The following is a 17,980-nucleotide window of genomic DNA, read 5'->3' as shown; positions in this document are numbered from 1 at the left end:
AATGAAGGGGAGGCGTCATTCATGCCGTTAATAATTGTCGCAATTGGAATCTTAGCATTACTATTTTTGATTATGGGCTTAAAATTAAATACGTTTATTTCCTTAATTGTCGTATCGTTCGGCGTTGCGTTAACACTAGGAATGCCATTTGATAAAATCGTCAGCTCCATCGAAGAAGGAATAGGCGGAACACTCGGGCACATCGCATTAATCTTCGGACTCGGCGCCATGCTGGGCAAGCTGATCGCAGATTCAGGCGGCGCACAGCGTATTGCGATGACGCTCGTCAACAAATTCGGTGAAAAAAATATTCAATGGGCAGTCGTCATTGCCTCATTCATTATCGGTATTGCTTTATTCTTTGAAGTTGGTTTGGTCCTATTAATTCCGATCGTATTTGCGATTTCAAGAGAAATAAAGATTTCTATCTTATTCCTCGGTATTCCGATGGTCGCAGCATTATCCGTCACACATGGCTTCCTGCCTCCGCATCCAGGACCGACGGCAATCGCCGGAGAGTACGGTGCAAACATCGGTGAGGTGTTATTGTACGGCTTCATCGTTGCTGTTCCGACGGTGCTTATCGCAGGGCCTTTGTTTACAAAGCTTGCTAAAAAGCTAGTCCCTGAATCATTTGCCAAAACCGGAAATATTTCGTCGCTAGGCACACAAAAAACATTCAAGCTTGAGGAGACACCAAGCTTTGGAATCAGTGTATTTACAGCGATGCTTCCAATTATCATCATGTCGATCGCTACGATTATCGATTTGCTTCAAGAAACAATAGGATTTGCGGATAACGGCGCACTGGCATTCATCCGTTTGATCGGAAATGCATCGACTGCCATGGTCATCTCCTTATTAGTAGCTGTCTATACGATGGGAATTGCACGTAACATTCCAATCAAAACCGTGATGGACTCATGTTCAACAGCCATCACACAAATTGGAATGATGCTCTTGATCATCGGAGGCGGCGGCGCCTTCAAACAAGTATTAATTAACGGCGGTGTCGGCGACTACGTAGCCGATTTATTCAAAGAAACGGCTTTATCGCCTATCTTACTTGCCTGGCTTATCGCGGCGATCCTGCGTATTTCCTTAGGATCAGCCACCGTTGCTGCATTAAGCACAACGGGACTTGTCATTCCATTGCTGGGACAGTCCGATGCCAATCTTGCATTAGTGGTGCTTGCAACCGGCGCGGGAAGCGTCATCGCTTCACATGTCAATGACGCCGGCTTCTGGATGTTCAAAGAGTATTTTGGTTTAAACATGAAAGAAACATTCGCAACATGGACATTACTGGAAACGATTATTTCAGTTGCAGGATTAGGGTTTATTCTATTACTCAGTGTATTTGTATGAAATTGATGAAGGAGCTGTAATACATGTTCAATACAATTGGTGTCATAGGCTTAGGTGTGATGGGCAGCAATATCGCCTTAAACATGGCCAATAAAGGGGAACGGGTCGCCGTCTATAATTACACGAGGGATTTAACGGACCAGCTCGTACAGAAGCTTGATGGACAGTCTGTCAATCCGTACTATGAGCTTCAGGATTTTGTTCAATCGTTAGAAACACCAAGAAAAATCTTTCTGATGGTGACTGCGGGCAAACCGGTAGATTCCGTAATCCATTCGCTGATTCCTTTGCTTGAAAAGGGCGATGTCATCATGGATGGCGGAAACTCTCACTACAACGAAACGGAACAAAGATATGATCATTTAAAAGAGAAGGGAATCGGCTATTTAGGAATCGGCATTTCCGGCGGCGAGGTCGGCGCTTTAAAAGGCCCATCCATCATGCCGGGCGGAGATCAAGATGTCTATGAAAAAGCCGCTCCCATCCTGACTAAAATCGCAGCACAAGTAGGAGATGACCCTTGCTGTGTGTATATCGGACCAAAAGGATCGGGTCATTTTGTAAAAATGGTGCACAACGGGATTGAGTATGCAGACATGCAGCTGATCGCAGAAGCCTATACATTTCTAAGAGACACATTGCGTCTGCCGCTCAATGAAATCGCTGACATTTTTGAAGAATGGAATCAAGGCGAACTGAAAAGCTATTTAATCGAAATCACAGCAGAGATTTTAAGGAAAAAAGATAAACGGACAGACGCCCCGCTGATCGATGTCATTCTTGATAAAGCAGGCCAAAAAGGCACAGGAAAATGGACGAGCATGCAAGCCATTGATAATGGCATTCCGTCATCCATTATCACGGAATCACTGTTCGCCCGTTACCTATCTGCATTAAAAGATGAACGGGTTGCGGCAGAACAAATCTTATCCGGTCCAGAGACCGAGGAAAAGCATTTCGATAAAAACCTGTGGATTGATTACGTGAGACAAGCCTTATACATGGGAAAAGTATGTGCCTACGCACAAGGCTTTGCCCAATACAAAATGACGTCTGAGCTTTATGGGTATGATTTGCCGTTAAAAGACATCGCCCTTATTTTCCGCGGCGGCTGCATCATACGTGCAGAATTTCTAAACATCATCAGCGAAGCATTCCAAGAACAGCCGGACCTACCAAACCTGCTCATCGCACCATATTTCTCAGAAAAGCTCAAAGCCTACCAAACAGGCCTGAGAAAAGTGGTGTGTGAAGGAATCAACGCCGGCATCTCGTTCCCATGCTTGAGTACGGCTCTATCTTATTACGATGGCTACCGCACAGGACGTTCCAACGCGAATATATTGCAGGCTCAGCGTGATTACTTTGGTGCTCATACGTATGAACGGACGGATATGGATGGGTTTTTTCATACGGAATGGTCATGAAGAGTATGTAACAAAAGCTGGAAAACCGGACTTGAAAAGGTCCAGTTTGCCAGCTTTTTTAAATTCATGGCGGTGAAAAAAATTTCTCTTCCAACTTCATTTCGACAAAGACACGTTCAATCATTTTTAGTACGGCGAAAGTGATCAAACTGCATTTTCACACCCCAATATCACTTCTAATTGAGAATAGGCCATGATAAATTTCATCATCCTTGATAGAACAAAATAGACCAATCATTACCAGTATTTCCCCATCATAAGTACAAAAAGCAAAAATAATCTAGGTGTTTCCCCTTGACAAAAAATAAATGTTATTTAATAATTCATATATAATTAGAATTATTATTGAAAGCTAAAGTTTATACTTTATGCTTTTTAATATTCTCAAAATCACATTTAGGAGGAACATAAATTATGTCTCTAATTGGAAAAGAAGTACAACCATTCGCAGCGAAAGCTTACAAAAACGGTGAATTCATCGATGTAACAAACGAAAGCCTAAAAGGTCAATGGAGCGTATTCTGCTTCTACCCAGCAGATTTCTCTTTCGTATGTCCGACTGAACTTGAAGATCTTCAAAACCAATACGCAGCCCTAAAAGAACTTGGTGTTGAAGTATACTCTGTTTCTACAGATACTCACTTCGTACACAAAGGCTGGCATGACAGCTCTGAAAAAATCGGCAAAATCACTTACGCTATGATCGGTGACCCATCTCAAACGATCTCTCGTAACTTTGATGTACTTAACGAAGAAGAAGGTCTTGCTGACCGCGGTACATTCATCATCGATCCGGATGGCGTAATCCAAACTGTTGAAATCAATGCAGGCGGTATCGGCCGTGACGCAAGCAACCTGGTAAACAAAGTAAAAGCAGCTCAATATGTTCGTCAAAACCCAGGTGAAGTTTGCCCGGCTAAATGGGAAGAAGGTTCTGAAACACTTACACCAAGCCTTGACCTAGTAGGTAAAATCTAAGGAGTGCATTCCATTGGTACTTGAAGCAAATATCAAAGCACAATTAAATCAATACATGCAGCTAATTGAGAATGACATTGTTCTCAAAGTGAGCGCAGGTGAAGATGACACCTCTAAGGATATGCTGGCTCTGATTGATGAGCTGGCTTCCATGTCATCGAAAATCACTGTTGAAAAAGCTGAATTGAACAGAACGCCAAGCTTCAGTGTGAATCGCGCCGGAGAAGACACTGGCGTCACTTTCGCCGGTATTCCTCTTGGACACGAATTCACTTCTTTAGTATTGGCATTGCTGCAAGTGAGCGGCAGACCGCCTAAGGTAGATCAGAAGGTCATTGATCAGGTGAAGAACATCAGCGGTGAGTACCGCTTTGAATCTTATATCAGCCTGACATGCCACAACTGTCCTGACGTTGTACAAGCTTTAAACATGATGAGCGTGCTGAACCCGAACATCACTCACACCATGATTGACGGTGCGGCGTTTAAAGAAGAAGTCGAAAACAAAAACGTCATGGCAGTGCCAACTGTTTACTTGAATGGCGAAACTTTCGGAAGCGGCCGTATGACCCTCGAAGAGATTCTTGCGAAAATGGGCAGCGGCGCAGATGCATCTGAGTTTGCTGACAAAGATCCTTACGACGTTCTTGTTGTCGGCGGCGGACCTGCCGGCGCAAGTGCAGCCATTTACACGGCGCGTAAAGGAATCCGCACAGGTGTTGTCGCTGAACGCTTCGGCGGACAGGTCCTCGACACCATGAGCATCGAAAACTTCATCAGCGTAAAAGCAACTGAAGGACCAAAGCTTGCTGCAAGTCTTGAAGAGCACGTGAAGGAATATGATATTGATGTCATGAACCTTCAGCGCGCAAAACGCCTTGAGAAAAAAGATCTGTTCGAGCTTGAACTCGAAAACGGTGCTGTCCTGAAAAGTAAAACAGTCATCCTTTCAACAGGTGCCCGCTGGCGCAATGTCAACGTACCTGGTGAACAAGAGTTCAAAAACAAAGGTGTCGCTTACTGCCCGCACTGTGATGGCCCATTGTTTGAAGGCAAAGACGTAGCCGTTATCGGAGGCGGAAACTCTGGTATCGAAGCAGCGATTGATCTTGCAGGTATTGTCAATCACGTCACTGTGCTAGAGTTCGCGCCGGAACTGAAGGCAGACGAAGTCTTGCAAAAACGTCTCTACAGCCTGCCAAACGTTACAGTACTGAAAAACGTACAAACCAAAGAAATCACAGGCGATCAAAGCGTAAACGGCATCACATACACAGACCGCGAAACAGGCGAAGAAAAACACGTTGAACTTCAAGGTGTATTCGTCCAAATCGGTCTCGTGCCAAACACAGAATGGTTAGACGAAACCGTTGAACGCAACCGCATCGGCGAAATCGTAGTCGACAAACGCGGCGCAACAAGCGTTCCTGGTTTATTCGCTGCCGGTGACTGTACAGACGGTCCTTATAACCAAATTATTATTTCGATGGGATCAGGTGCAAGTGCTGCTTTAGGAGCGTTTGATTATTTGATCCGGAACTAATACAAGAAAGCCGCCATATTACCTGATTGGCGGCTTTTTTGATATGTCTGCGTTGAATTAAGAAGGCAGTATTTCTTCTAAACAATCCTCTCGCTGATTTTATAAGCTTTTGGTCTTCTGCTCACTAGCTCAACAAATCCTTGCTACTCTAAATAATCCATTACTTTGTTAACTTTATGCCTTGATTTATTTGAGAGATTCATTAAATTAAGCTCAAGGTCCTCGATAATCCTCTGCATTAGATATATCCCTATAAAGAGAAGCGGTTAACCAAAAATAAAGCCGGCATACTGCATGCAGCACACCGGCTTGTTAATGATTAGAGATTTATGGAATCACCATTTAATATGACTCATCAGGTCCTTCTTTTTTTGTTTCCTCTAGTCCAATATAAAATAAATAATAAAATAAACCACAGAGGAGTCAGCAACAAGGCCGGGCGAGTTGCATCCGCAAACAGCATAATCATGAGAATGACAGCAAACAGCGCCAGAACAACGTAATTGATAAACGGCGCAAATGGCGCTTTGAATGTTGATCTTGAGTGTAATAGCGGACGGGTTTTCTTGTATCTGATATGACAAACAAGAATCACACCCCACACCCAAATAAAACAAATCGCGCTAATGGTTGTCACGATGCCAAAAGCTTGTTCCGGTATCAGTTTGCTTAAAAGAGCTCCCGCTGAGAGGACAATAACCGATACCCATAACGCGTTACTCGGCACATGATTTTTATTCAGCTTCGCAAAATTGGCCGGGCCCTGTTTCGTTTTGCTTAAATTGTACAGAATCCGGCTTGTTGAAAACATCCCGCTGTTACAAGCAGAAGCGGCTGACGTTAATACAACAAAATTAATGATACCCGCAGCAAGCGGAATACCGACTAAGCTGAAGGTTTTCACAAAAGGACTTTCGGCAGCATTCAATTCCGTCCATGGGTTAATACATAATAGGACGATAAGCGCGCCGACGTAGAAAAATAGAATCCGCAAAGGAATTTTATTAATAGCCGATGGAATATTTTTTTTCGGATTCGATGTTTCCGCTGCCGATACACCTACTAATTCCACACCGACATATGCAAAGATCACCATTTGGAAAGAAAGCAAAAAGCCTGAAAATCCGTTTGGAAACAAGCCGCCATGCTCCCAAAGATTTGTAACCGAAACCGTTCCTGTATGCGTCTTGAATCCGATCACCAGCAAAATAACCCCAATGACAATTAATGCGAGAATCGTAATGACCTTTATTAAAGCAAACCAAAACTCCAATTCTCCAAAAAGCTTGACCGTTAATAGATTGAACCCTAATAAAATGAGTAAACAGATAAGTGCAGGGATCCACTGCGGAATATCAAACCAATATTTCACATATACACCGACGGCAATCACATCCGCCATAGCCGTCATAATCCAGCAAAACCAATACGTCCAGCCGGTGACAAACGATGCCCGCGGTCCCAGATACTCCTCGGCAATATCTGTTAACGATTGATAACCTGCTTTAGATAACAGCAGTTCTCCCAGCGCCCGCATCACGAAAAAAAGCGCAATACCTACAATGAAATACGCAAAGATGATAGAAGGACCCGCCAATTGAATCGCCTTACCGGAACCTAAAAATAAGCCGGTGCCAATCGTCCCGCCAATGGCGATGAGCTGCACATGCCGATTGGACAACTCCCTCTTTAATTCTCGCTGTTCCAAATCAAACTCCTCCTTACCTCTTTATTGTGAAACGACGAGCAGTGAAAAAAGCCCATAAAAAAGAGATTGGATGTCCTCCAATCTCGTGGTCATAAGAATAACAAATCATATTTGTGCGCTGACAATCATCAGCACGACAAATACATATTCGGTACTCTTCTGTCCTTTTGCCTGAGATTGTGAACCCTTCGGCGCCGCGGAATCTCCGCGGTCTCTCCAGAAGCTGCTCCTGCTATAGTGTGACCCACAGCAATCATAGCTTGCTACATATTGAATTTTTCGATAGAAACAACAACTATCGGATAACTTTTTATTTTAATAGGGGTTGCGTGGTTTGTCAATGGTGATTTTATTTCCTAATTAGAATCATATAATCAAAAAAGAGTTTTAGATGGGGAAAGACAATTGATGAAAGCTAAAAGACACCTCACCTAAACAAAACTCAAACACACAGCACGTCACCTGGATGATATCGTATACACAAAAAGCTACTTCAACTTGAAGTAGCTTCCTTTTGTCAAATACCCATTTTGACCCATTTAGTTTTAGAAAAGCGAAGAATAATTACGTTTATGATAATGATTGATATTAAATATAAAATAATGTATATAATATCATTAATCCCAAGTGTCATATGATCAGATTGCAACACTTTTTCTATTCGGTGGTACATAGTGTTACCTGCCTCAAAAGGAGCAAAAAAACCAAACGTTTTATTACTTATTGCTACTAAAATAACTGTAGTAATCCAATAAACTATACTAATACCTATACTAGTTAATATATTAGAACATAAAATGCTTATCGTTCCAATGATTAAAATATACTGCAATATAACTGCAGAAAATAAGAATAGCATTAATGTAAAATGGGAAAAATCATGGTACATCAACGATATGATGAGCAGACTAAGCGCTATAAACGCAAAACATTCCAAAAATAAAACAGCTATCTTTTTATAAAAGAAGGTATAGATGTTTTCTCCAATTAATTTATAAAAGAGAATATTTTTATTTGAATACTCTCTATTGATAAAGAAAGCTATAACAAATGAAAATAACATCAAACCAAATTGAGTGGCAACGGTATAGGAGCTAAAGAAAAACATCTCAGATGTAACATTGCTGACTTTATCGATTCCAACAAGCAAAAAATACCCCAGTAAAAATAAAAAAACGATCATAGATCCTAATATAACAAAAACTTTGTTGCTCATACTTTTTTTTAACTCTAATTTCATCTTATGCCCCCACTGTTCCATTACTCATTTATATACACTTCAATTAACTTTTCCACTGAATCATATTTATGGATTTTTTGATCATGAAATATATAATTATCCCCATCTATCGCCTTTAAATCAGACAAATCGTGTGTAATATTAATGATAATCTTCTCTGGGTTCTCCTGGATATACTTTTTCAGAAAACGATGAATTTCCATAACCGTTTTTTTGTCTAATGAATTTGTGATTTCATCTAAAACAATAATATTTTTATCCTCTAGTAAAAAGCTAAGCAATTTTAATTTTTGCTTTTGCCCATCACTTAAATTTTTGATAAGAACTTTACCATCTATATTATCAAGATTAAGTAAACTCGCAATCTTATTTATCTTTTCTGAATCAAACTTTTCGCTCAAAAAATTTAATAAAAAGTCCTTAGAAACATCATGAGGTATATTCGACGAGCTAGAGATTAAAGAAACATTTTGACGAATATCTCTACCGATTCGTTTGCTATTATTTAATAAAAAGTCTTTAGCAAGCTGTGATTTACCGACTCCATTTTTTCCGACTATATGATTGATTTTCCCATTCGAAAAATGTAAGTCCGTGTCCTGAAGTAACGTTTTACCTTTCACTTTTAAAGTATAATTCGCTATGTTCATATACATACCCCTAGGAAATATTTGGATTTTCAAGATGCCTCTTTCGTTTCCGATTCGGAACTGTAAGAAATGTTTTTTGATGATACATTTGGAGATCTTTTACTCTAGTTTACAATATATAACACTCAAAGTACAACAATGGCAGTTTCCTCAAGGCAATTCCTTACAAGATAATTGACAAACAAGCCAAATAAACGGATCGTCTTACCATATCAATACATATTGATAACAAGAATAAAGAGGATACTGAACCTTTCAGCCTAAGCCCTCGACTAAATAACCTCCTCCGTAGATTTTTTTAGCTCTATCTGCCTTAATCTTTCTCTCTTTTTTCTGCTTTTTCTTTATCTCGCTTATTTCGGCGCCTCTTTCCCTCGTTTTGATTGTCTCTAAAAGGAGTTATGCGTTACTATCGTATAAGGGTCCAATGATTAAAAATAATGTCATACTTTTAAATTCACCTTATCATGCAAATGCTCATAAATAGGGGTTTATTCTAAAAAGGGGATGGACGGTTTTGGAAAGCAAGTACTTAGATTTACTCGCACAAAAATACGATTGTGAAGAAAAAGTGGTAACGGAAATCATTAATTTGAAAGCGATACTGAACCTGCCAAAAGGCACCGAGCATTTTGTCAGTGATTTGCACGGGGAGTATCAGGCATTCCAGCACGTGCTGCGTAATGGTTCAGGACGAGTCAAAGAGAAGATACGCGACATTTTCAGCGGTGTCATTTACGATAAAGAAATTGATGACTTAGCAGCATTGGTCTATTATCCGGAAGACAAATTGAAGTTAATCAAACATGATTTTGATGCGAAAGAAGCGTTAAACGAGTGGTATAAAGAAACGATTAACCGAATGATTAGGCTTGTTTCTTATTGCTCCTCGAAGTATACCCGCTCCAAATTGCGTAAAGCACTGCCTGCCCAGTTTGCTTATATCACGGAGGAGCTGCTATACAAAACAGAACAAGCTGGCAACAAGGAGCAATATTACTCCGAAATCATAGACCAGATCATTGAACTTGGCCAAGCCGATAAGCTGATCACCGGTCTTGCTTACAGCGTTCAGCGATTGGTGGTCGACCATCTGCATGTGGTCGGCGATATTTACGACCGCGGCCCGCAGCCGGATCGGATTATGGAGGAGCTAATCAATTATCATTCAGTCGATATTCAGTGGGGAAATCACGATGTCCTTTGGATCGGCGCCTATTCCGGTTCCAAAGTATGTCTGGCCAATATTATCCGCATCTGTGCCCGCTATGACAACCTGGACATTATTGAAGACGTGTACGGCATCAATTTAAGACCGCTGATGAACCTGGCCGAAAAATATTACGATGATAATCCAGCGTTCCGTCCAAAAGCAGACGAAAACAGACCGGAAGAAGAGATTAAGCAAATCACAAAAATCCATCAAGCCATTGCCATGATCCAATTCAAGCTTGAGAGCCCGATTATCAAGAGACGGCCGAACTTTAACATGGAGGAACGGCTATTATTAGAGAAAATAGATTATGACAAAAACGAAATCACGCTGAACGGAAAAACATATCAACTGGAAAACACCTGCTTTGCTACGATTAATCCGGAGCAGCCAGATCAGCTATTAGAAGAAGAAGCAGAAATCATAGACAAGCTGCTATTCTCTGTCCAGCATTCTGAAAAGCTGGGCCGCCATATGAATTTTATGATGAAAAAAGGCAGCCTTTATTTAAAATATAACGGCAACCTGTTGATTCACGGCTGTATTCCTGTCGATGAAAACGGCAATATGGAAACGATGATGATTGAGGATAAACCGTATGCAGGCCGTGAGCTGCTCGATGTATTTGAACGATTCTTGCGGGAAGCGTTTGCCCACCCGGAAGAAACCAATGATCTGGCGACGGATATGGCTTGGTATTTATGGACAGGCGAGTACTCTTCCCTCTTCGGAAAACGCGCCATGACGACATTTGAGCGGTATTTCATTAAAGAGAAGGAAACGCATAAAGAGAAGAAAAACCCGTATTACTATTTACGTGAAGACGAGGCAACCTGCCGAAACATCCTGGCAGAATTCGGCCTCAATCCAGATCATGGCCATATCATCAACGGCCATACACCCGTAAAAGAAATCGAAGGAGAAGACCCAATCAAAGCAAACGGAAAAATGATCGTCATCGACGGCGGCTTCTCCAAAGCCTACCAATCCACAACAGGCATCGCCGGCTACACGCTGTTATACAACTCCTACGGCATGCAGCTCGTCGCCCATAAACACTTTAATTCCAAGGCAGAAGTCCTAAGCACCGGAACCGATGTCTTAACGGTGAAACGATTAGTGGACAAAGAGCTCGAGCGGAAGAAAGTGAAGGAAACGAATGTGGGTGAGGAACTGCTGCAGGAAGTTGCGATTTTGGAGAGTTTGCGGGAGTATCGGTATATGAAGTGAGGAGTATAGGGGGTTCAGAGCTGACTTTCTCTGGGCTCTTTTTTGCTGGTTCTCATTTAACGCTGCAAATTGCTAACAAGTCTGGTTATCTGTATTTTCAAATACGTAAATACCAATACAAAAATATAGGTTGTTTTGCACGAAAATCAAAGTATGAAACCCAGTACAGACGCTGTATTTGAAGGGCAGAGCGTATTTCTAGTTTGGTTCGCGATACATTGTTCTAGCTCGAGCATATTTATCCATTCGCTTGTTGCATATTTGAGCCAACACCTACCTATTTCTTCTAGTTTTAGACCTTCGATAGATAAACACAATATCCTTGAGTAGAAAATCTTAATTAATTAAGTCATAAATATTTAAGGGTTCTTCAAGAAATGATAATAATATATGTTTCATCTCTTCGTTATTATAATCCAGCAAACTATAGTGTTCTGGAGTGAAAATTTAATTTAGTTACAAAAGTGAATATATCCAAACCTCAAGCTATATCGGAAACGGATGACAACAATTTTTAACAGCCATCACCCGCTCCGAATAATAAAATATATTACAATCAGATATTTTTTCTTTGTTTATAATAGGTACAACGTAACGTCAGCAACTGCTCTTCAGATGCCAATCCAGGCATTATCCTTAACCATTATCTTTTCCAATATTTCAAATGATATAGTAATTTCAACATCTCTTGTTTTCTAGTTCCAATAATTAGAAAATAGTTAATCCGATTCTATATCTGATTTTAAATATCATTAAATACCAAAGTAAGAATTGGGTAAAATATCATATAAAATATAACAGATAAAATTCAAAAACGGAAGGTTCTTATCTATGGGCTGATTACTGAATTTAAAATATTTCTGTAGTTATACGAAATAATAATTTTTATACAGAGAATCTTTATTATTTTGTCACCCTTAATTTTTTTAATAATCCTAATTACAACTTTCCTTATATCTAATTAGTTTTTCTATATTTTTAATACCATTGCTGTCTGCTACTTCTAAAACAAAATCGTAGTATCCTTTATCATCAATGAACATAATAAACTTTTCTTTTGCCCGTGTAATACATACATAGTGATTTTGCAAATTTTCATCTTTATAAATTTTATAATAGCGTGAAAAGCTTATTATTTGCTCAAATTCTAATCCCTTTGAAGCAAAAACCGTCATTACTTTGTGTTTTGATTCTATTAATCTGAAAGCCATATCATATTTACTATCACAAATACTTTCACAGAACTTTTCGATTTCATCTTCCCCTATTGATATTTCCAAATAATTGGCTAAGCCAGAAACTACTTCTTCAACTATGTCTGGATTTGTATTCTTCTTTAGTTTCCCAATAATATTATTAACTTCATATCTCGTGCGAATTCTTTCATCAATATGGGTATTTTCTAAAAAATCATAGATTGTGTATGTTGAATTCTTTGAAAATAATGCAAGTTCTTTTAATAAGTATCCATTAGGAATGCCTTCATCAATTGGGGTCTTAGGAATAAAAACAAAATCAAACCCTTCTAGATTTAATAACTCCGTTATCTTCTTAGCATCATCATTATAATTGGCGATTATTGTTACTTCTTTATCTAGCTCAAGAGTTTTTTCTAAAATAAGTCCTTTGAATTCATCTATAAAACCGACAAAATCCCTTCGCTCATAATAATTACTAAAAGTGTTGTATTCCTTAAAAACTACATTCTCTACGTTCTCAGATAAGTGTAAATAATATTGCGAATTATGAAACAGGTTTGCATAGTTTTCAATTTCTTTATCACAACGAAAATTGGTTACGAGTTCATAAGAGCTAAAACTTTCTTTCTCTAATAATTTAAATATGTTACTCATTGCTCCACGCCATAAATAAATTGCCTGTTTTGAATCGCCAACAATAAATAACTTTATGTTTAGCTTATTTTTTAACTTCATAAAAAAACGGTGCATGTCCCTATCAGAATCTTGGTATTCATCTATAAAGATCCATGAATACTTTGCTTTAATATATTCTTGTGCAGCTAATGATTTTTCTAAAATATCATTAGCAACTTTAAAATTGAAATTGCGTTTATTATCTTCAAAACTACCTAAAATATTATTATTTCTCAACTGGTTTAGTCCAGATGAATAATTATCAAATTTAAATTCATTTCCATATTCAACAGAATAATCATTTCCGTAATCTTTACCAAATGCATCTTTAATAAAAGGTCTAATTATCTCATTCTCAATAAAAGAATCATTTGTCATAACAACAAAGGGTTTCTTAATATTTTTTACTGCTTTTTTTTTAATTTCATCAGTTGCTTTCACAGTAAATGTAATAGCTGCTATCGTTCGGTGGTCTGTTATTTTTTCAAGTTCAATTCCCATTTTCTTTATCATAATTGTAGTTTTTCCAGAGCCTGCACTAGCTGAAACAACTATATCATCGTTATTTTCTAAAATTGCAGTTCTATCTTCCTGATCAATCAACTTCATTTGGCACCAACTTTCTTAAAGATTCAAATAAAGGATGATTAATTATGTTGTTACAATCTGTTCTCGTTAATTCATTAGTTAATTCAATCATATTAAGTAGCTTATGATCTTGAAGGTAGTTTATAGGGTTTGAACCTAAAATCTCTTCCATTCTGTCTCCAATAACTTCATAGAGGTCGTGTTCTAAATCTATTTTTGACAAATATATATTATTTTCTTTAAAATGCTCTATAGTGTCTTGAAATAACACATATAATTCTAACTTTTTATCTTTTATCTTTTGTTTTTTCACTTTATTATTCGGAACCCTTTTTCCTTGCGCATCATTTTCAAAATATTCAATCTCAATTGGCTCAATAGAATTCTCTTCATCATTAATAAGGTTTAAGCATCGTTTAATTCCTATTAAATCAAAAATTGTTTTATTATCCCTTTTTGATTTCAAGTCATTATCGGTTTTTACTATAGGAGTAATATTTAAACCTTTCAATACATCTACATATGGTTTAAATTTTATCCCGCCTACATCTAATATGTAACCGCCATCTAACTCATATGTGGGATATACATTTTCTAAAATTTTTTCAAATAATACTTTTTCTGAAGGACCTTCTACTAAAAGTACTTTTTCAGCAAAAAGAGCTGTTGACAATGCTCTATTAAGTTCTTTTTTTACATTTTTATATTCTTCACTAACATTATAAATATATGAATCACAGTTTATCCGATCTTCTGAATAAATTCTTATTAACGATGTGTTGTCCATCTCATACAGTAGTTCAGAAGAATGTGTTGATAGAAAGAAGTATTTATATACTTTAGAGTTAAATAATTGTTTGGATAAAGCAATTTGCATAGATCTATGTAAACTATTTTCTGGTTCCTCAACTAAATGAATAATAATTTTATTTCCTTCTTGTGCTTGAATAAGATGGTTTATCAAGGAGTAAGCTAAAATCTTCTTTCTTCCGTCTCCTGAAGTTGGATAAATATTATCATCATTTTCTTTTTTTATATATGGAATAAGGTTACTGAAATATCCATTAATGGTTATTTCTGATTTCATTTCAATATTTATTTTTTCCTTTTTCAATTTTCTATACTCTTCTGTTATAGTATCTTGAAAAGACTGAATAACCCCCATACTACTAATTTTTTTGTTCATTTCTATTCCTAAAGTCTTAATCTCATTGGAAATTGTAATATCATTATCATCTAATTTGTTTTGATCAAATAGCTGTCTTCTATTTTTTGAGAAAGTTTTTTCTAAATCTATTGTTGGATCTACGTATACGATCTTAAATAAATTATCCAAATTGCTATATATTCCATTTTGGATTATTTCATCCAAATCCTTTAAATTACTTCCCCAATAAATTTTAGGTATTCCAACTTCTTCACTAATATCATAAGTACCTTCTACCTGAAAAAAAAAGTTATCTAATTCATTACTTGACCTTGCCCCTCCCACTTTGGCTATTATATGCTGGGAATCTTCATCTTTTAGACGATCAGATAAATCGACACCTAATGTTATTCTTATTACTCTGTCTCTTTCATTTCTAAAATAATCTGATTCTTTAAAGCCATTTTTACGAATATCTCTATCTAATAAGAATCTGATAGCATAAAGCAAATTTGTTTTACCCACATCATTCATTCCAAAACAAACATTTTGATTTGTTAAATCTATACTTACTTTTTCAAAGTTTCGAAAATTCTCTATAGTTAGGCTTTTAAGCTGCATTAGTATCCCCTCTAATAGTGTTTTTTTGTTTTTTTTTGAAAAAGTTACCACCATTATTATAACATTAAAAAATTAACAGAGGTAATAACTCTTTGATGATTATTAGAGTTATTACTTCTATCATTTAATCGTTATTCTATTTTTGTCCGAATCCCGTACCATAAAGGTTGCGATTACTTATGATAAGGTTCCCCACGATTAATCCGAAAAGCCCGATAAATCTGCTCCACTAAAATAAGTCGCATCAACTGATGAGGAAACGTCATTTTCGAAAACGACAGTTTCTCATCCGCTCGCTTCATCACCGCGTCACTCAATCCGAGTGATCCGCCGATGACGAAGGTGACTTTGCTCTTTCCATAAGTAGCCAGCTTATCTATTGTATCGGCTAGTTCTTCGGATGTTTTCATTTTTCCTTCGATGGCGAGGGCGATGACGTGGGCGTCGGGGCTGATTTTTGATAAAATGCGGTCGCCTTCTTTGTCTTTTATGATTTTCATGTCCTGGTCGCTTAGATTTTCCGGGGCTTTTTCGTCCGGGAGTTCGATGATGTCGATTTTTGCGTAGGCCGAAAGTCGTTTGGTGTATTCTTCAATGCCTTGCTTGAGGTATTTTTCTTTTAGTTTTCCGATTGTCACAATATTGATATTCACAGGTCATCCCCACCTTAGAAACAAGTTATTCATATATGTTGTCCACAATTGTGGATATCTTTTCTGTATTTTGTGTAAGATCATTCGTTCCCCACTATATATACTGCGGTCTCCCCACATAATTCACAGGCTGTGGATAAACTGTTAGTATGTTCGATTTTTCTGATTTCGGGCGGGAGTTCGTGGTCGTCTATGTACATATCCAGCACAGTTTCGATGTGTTCTTCACAGGAATAATAAGCATTTTTCATTTTTAAATCCTCCGATGTTTTCTTGCATTCTGCAAATGTTCTCTTCCCAATATAACCTATTTATTCACATGTTAGTAGTGCTTCGGACTGAGTTTTATCCACAATTCGACAAGCAAAGCTGTTGATGAATCCGTTTTCTCTCACAAAAAAGCCGGCGTTCCCAGAACGTCCGGCTTTCCCTCTTGATTTAGTTCAATGTTCCATGCGGATCAATCACAAATTTCTTCGCCGCTCCTTTGTCAAAGTCGCTGTAGCCTTTTGGCGCGTCGTCCAGAGAAATGACGGTGGCGTTGACGGCTTTTGCGATTTGCGCTCTGCCGCTCAGGATCGCTTTCATGAGATTGCGGTTATACTTCATGGCCGGTGTTTGTCCGGTGACGAAGGTATGGGCTTTTGCCCAGCCTAGGCCGAATCGGATTTTTAATGAGCCTTTTTTGGCGTCTGCGTCGCTTGAGCCCGGGTCTTCAGTGACATATAGGCCCGGAATGCCGAGGCTTCCGCCGACTTGGGTGACATCCATAATGGAGTTCAGCACCGCGGCGGGGGCTTCCCCTTGATTGCCGTGTCCTGTTGCTTCAAACCCAACGCAATCGACGGCGGCATCAACGGTCGGTTCACCTAATATTTGTTCAATTTGCTCGCCGAGGCGGTCGTGTTTTTGCACGTTGACGGTTTCACAGCCGAAACTTCTCGCCTGTGCCAGCCTGTCTTCGTTCAAATCGCCGACAATGACTGTAGAAGCGCCGAGAAGCTGGGCGGAGTGTGCGGCTGCTAAACCGACTGGCCCCGCTCCCGCGATATAGACTGTTGATCCGGTTTGGACACCCGCTGTATATGCGCCGTGAAATCCGGTCGGAAAAATGTCGGACAGCATGGTCAAATCGAGAATTTTCTCTAACGCCTGTTCTTTATCCGGGAATACCAAAAGCTGAAAATCGGCGTACGGCACCATGACGTATTCGGACTGTCCGCCGACCCATCCGCCCATATCAACGTAGCCGTAAGCCGATCCCGGCCGATCCGGATTTACGTTGAGGCAGACATGCGTTTTCTGCGTCTTGCACATGACACAGCGTCCGCAGGCAATATTGAAGGGAACGGATACGATGTCGCCTTTTTTGATAAATTCAACATCCCGGCCGGCTTCAATAACCTCACCGGTGATTTCATGCCCGAGCACTAAGCCTTCCGGCGCTGTCGTCCGTCCTCTCACCATGTGCTGATCGCTTCCGCAGATGTTGGTGGTGATGACCTTCAGAATCACGCCGTGCTCACATTTCCGATTGACATTTGCTTTCGGAACGCCGGGCCCGTCCCTCAGAATTAATTCCGGATATCCGATGTCTTCCACCGCCACGTTTCCATTTCCTTTATACACAACCGCTTTGTTCGCTGACAACGCCATTCCTCCCTTTAGAACTTATATAAAAATAGAATTCGCTTGGATTTCTGCCAAATCGGCAATCCCGCTTTTCAGATGATTTCGGTC

Annotated in this window: 13 protein-coding genes and 1 riboswitch; of the genes, 5 read left to right on the top strand and 8 right to left on the bottom strand. The window is 39.1% G+C overall.

Features of this window, described 5'->3' with window-relative positions; translation table 11 throughout:
• The first annotated feature begins 21 nt into the window (after nucleotides 1-21).
• The 4 genes from gntP to ahpF all read left to right on the top strand — a co-directional run bounded on the left by gntP (nucleotide 22) and on the right by ahpF (nucleotide 5,316).
• On the top strand, nucleotides 22-1,368 hold the full coding sequence (gene gntP / locus AXI57_RS00525) for a gluconate permease GntP (protein WP_003326176.1): 1,347 nt from the start codon (nucleotides 22-24) through the stop codon (nucleotides 1,366-1,368).
• A 23-nt stretch (nucleotides 1,369-1,391) separates the two neighbouring features.
• Nucleotides 1,392-2,795 carry a decarboxylating NADP(+)-dependent phosphogluconate dehydrogenase gene (gnd, locus tag AXI57_RS00520; protein WP_061668916.1) on the top strand — a complete coding sequence of 468 codons (1,404 nt, stop codon included), beginning with the start codon at nucleotides 1,392-1,394 and terminating at the stop codon, nucleotides 2,793-2,795.
• A 414-nt stretch (nucleotides 2,796-3,209) separates the two neighbouring features.
• Entirely contained in the window at nucleotides 3,210-3,773 is a 564-nt protein-coding gene (gene ahpC / locus AXI57_RS00515; protein WP_003326173.1) for an alkyl hydroperoxide reductase subunit C, read from the top strand.
• 13 nt (nucleotides 3,774-3,786) lie between these two features.
• Nucleotides 3,787-5,316: an alkyl hydroperoxide reductase subunit F gene (ahpF, locus tag AXI57_RS00510; protein WP_061668915.1), complete on the top strand. Its 1,530-nt coding sequence runs from the start codon at nucleotides 3,787-3,789 to the stop codon at nucleotides 5,314-5,316.
• A gap of 355 nt (nucleotides 5,317-5,671) precedes the next feature.
• On the opposite strand, the gene AXI57_RS00505 is transcribed toward ahpF, so the two are convergent.
• The 3 genes from AXI57_RS00505 to AXI57_RS00495 all read right to left on the bottom strand — a co-directional run bounded on the left by AXI57_RS00505 (nucleotide 5,672) and on the right by AXI57_RS00495 (nucleotide 8,914).
• A complete protein-coding gene (locus AXI57_RS00505) occupies nucleotides 5,672-7,024 on the bottom strand; it encodes an amino acid permease (protein ID WP_061668914.1) in 1,353 nt (450 codons plus the stop codon).
• A gap of 149 nt (nucleotides 7,025-7,173) precedes the next feature.
• A riboswitch (glycine riboswitch) is annotated at nucleotides 7,174-7,254 on the bottom strand.
• Between the two features lie 287 nt (nucleotides 7,255-7,541).
• Nucleotides 7,542-8,264 (bottom strand): peptide ABC transporter permease, encoded by a 723-nt coding sequence (locus AXI57_RS00500; protein ID WP_061668913.1) that lies wholly within the window; start codon nucleotides 8,262-8,264, stop codon nucleotides 7,542-7,544.
• Between the two features lie 20 nt (nucleotides 8,265-8,284).
• Complete coding sequence (locus tag AXI57_RS00495) at nucleotides 8,285-8,914, bottom strand: ATP-binding cassette domain-containing protein (protein WP_061668912.1); 630 nt, start codon at nucleotides 8,912-8,914, stop codon at nucleotides 8,285-8,287.
• Nucleotides 8,915-9,431: 517 nt separating this feature from the next.
• Here AXI57_RS00495 and fbp point away from each other — a divergent pair.
• Nucleotides 9,432-11,357, top strand: a complete 1,926-nt coding sequence (gene fbp / locus AXI57_RS00490) for a fructose-1,6-bisphosphatase (RefSeq protein ID WP_061668911.1) — start codon at nucleotides 9,432-9,434, stop codon at nucleotides 11,355-11,357.
• 935 nt (nucleotides 11,358-12,292) lie between these two features.
• Here fbp and AXI57_RS00485 read toward each other — a convergent pair.
• The 5 genes from AXI57_RS00485 to fdhA all read right to left on the bottom strand — a co-directional run bounded on the left by AXI57_RS00485 (nucleotide 12,293) and on the right by fdhA (nucleotide 17,896).
• Entirely contained in the window at nucleotides 12,293-13,840 is a 1,548-nt protein-coding gene (locus tag AXI57_RS00485) for a UvrD-helicase domain-containing protein (RefSeq protein ID WP_061668910.1), read from the bottom strand.
• On the bottom strand, nucleotides 13,827-15,587 hold the full coding sequence (locus AXI57_RS00480) for an ATP-dependent nuclease (RefSeq protein ID WP_061668909.1): 1,761 nt from the start codon (nucleotides 15,585-15,587) through the stop codon (nucleotides 13,827-13,829). The genes AXI57_RS00485 and AXI57_RS00480 overlap by 14 nt, the downstream gene beginning before the upstream one ends.
• Nucleotides 15,588-15,760: 173 nt before the next feature.
• On the bottom strand, nucleotides 15,761-16,240 hold the full coding sequence (rlmH, locus tag AXI57_RS00475; protein ID WP_003226975.1) for a 23S rRNA (pseudouridine(1915)-N(3))-methyltransferase RlmH: 480 nt from the start codon (nucleotides 16,238-16,240) through the stop codon (nucleotides 15,761-15,763).
• 80 nt (nucleotides 16,241-16,320) lie between these two features.
• Nucleotides 16,321-16,491 carry a CxxH/CxxC protein gene (locus AXI57_RS20545; RefSeq protein ID WP_081112729.1) on the bottom strand — a complete coding sequence of 57 codons (171 nt, stop codon included), beginning with the start codon at nucleotides 16,489-16,491 and terminating at the stop codon, nucleotides 16,321-16,323.
• A 187-nt stretch (nucleotides 16,492-16,678) separates the two neighbouring features.
• Entirely contained in the window at nucleotides 16,679-17,896 is a 1,218-nt protein-coding gene (gene fdhA, locus AXI57_RS00470; RefSeq protein WP_141292154.1) for a formaldehyde dehydrogenase, glutathione-independent, read from the bottom strand.
• Nucleotides 17,897-17,980 lie beyond the last annotated feature (84 nt).

It is taken from the genome of Bacillus atrophaeus, from assembly GCF_001584335.1.
GTDB classification, from domain to species: Bacteria; Bacillota; Bacilli; order Bacillales; family Bacillaceae; genus Bacillus; species Bacillus atrophaeus.
This window is presented reverse-complemented; position numbering and strand designations above follow the sequence as displayed.

Excerpts from the sequence above, each read along its gene's own strand:
- AXI57_RS00500 (WP_061668913.1), bottom strand. The coding sequence starts at position 8,264 with ATGAAATTAGAGTTAAAAAAAAGTATGAGCAACAAAGTTTTTGTTATA.
- gnd (WP_061668916.1), top strand. The coding sequence starts at position 1,392 with ATGTTCAATACAATTGGTGTCATAGGCTTAGGTGTGATGGGCAGCAAT.
- AXI57_RS00480 (WP_061668909.1), bottom strand. The coding sequence starts at position 15,587 with ATGCAGCTTAAAAGCCTAACTATAGAGAATTTTCGAAACTTTGAAAAA.
- ahpC (WP_003326173.1), top strand. The coding sequence starts at position 3,210 with ATGTCTCTAATTGGAAAAGAAGTACAACCATTCGCAGCGAAAGCTTAC.
- AXI57_RS00485 (WP_061668910.1), bottom strand. The coding sequence starts at position 13,840 with ATGAAGTTGATTGATCAGGAAGATAGAACTGCAATTTTAGAAAATAAC.
- AXI57_RS00495 (WP_061668912.1), bottom strand. The coding sequence starts at position 8,914 with ATGAACATAGCGAATTATACTTTAAAAGTGAAAGGTAAAACGTTACTT.
- AXI57_RS20545 (WP_081112729.1), bottom strand. The coding sequence starts at position 16,491 with ATGAAAAATGCTTATTATTCCTGTGAAGAACACATCGAAACTGTGCTG.
- gntP (WP_003326176.1), top strand. The coding sequence starts at position 22 with ATGCCGTTAATAATTGTCGCAATTGGAATCTTAGCATTACTATTTTTG.
- fdhA (WP_141292154.1), bottom strand. The coding sequence starts at position 17,896 with ATGGCGTTGTCAGCGAACAAAGCGGTTGTGTATAAAGGAAATGGAAAC.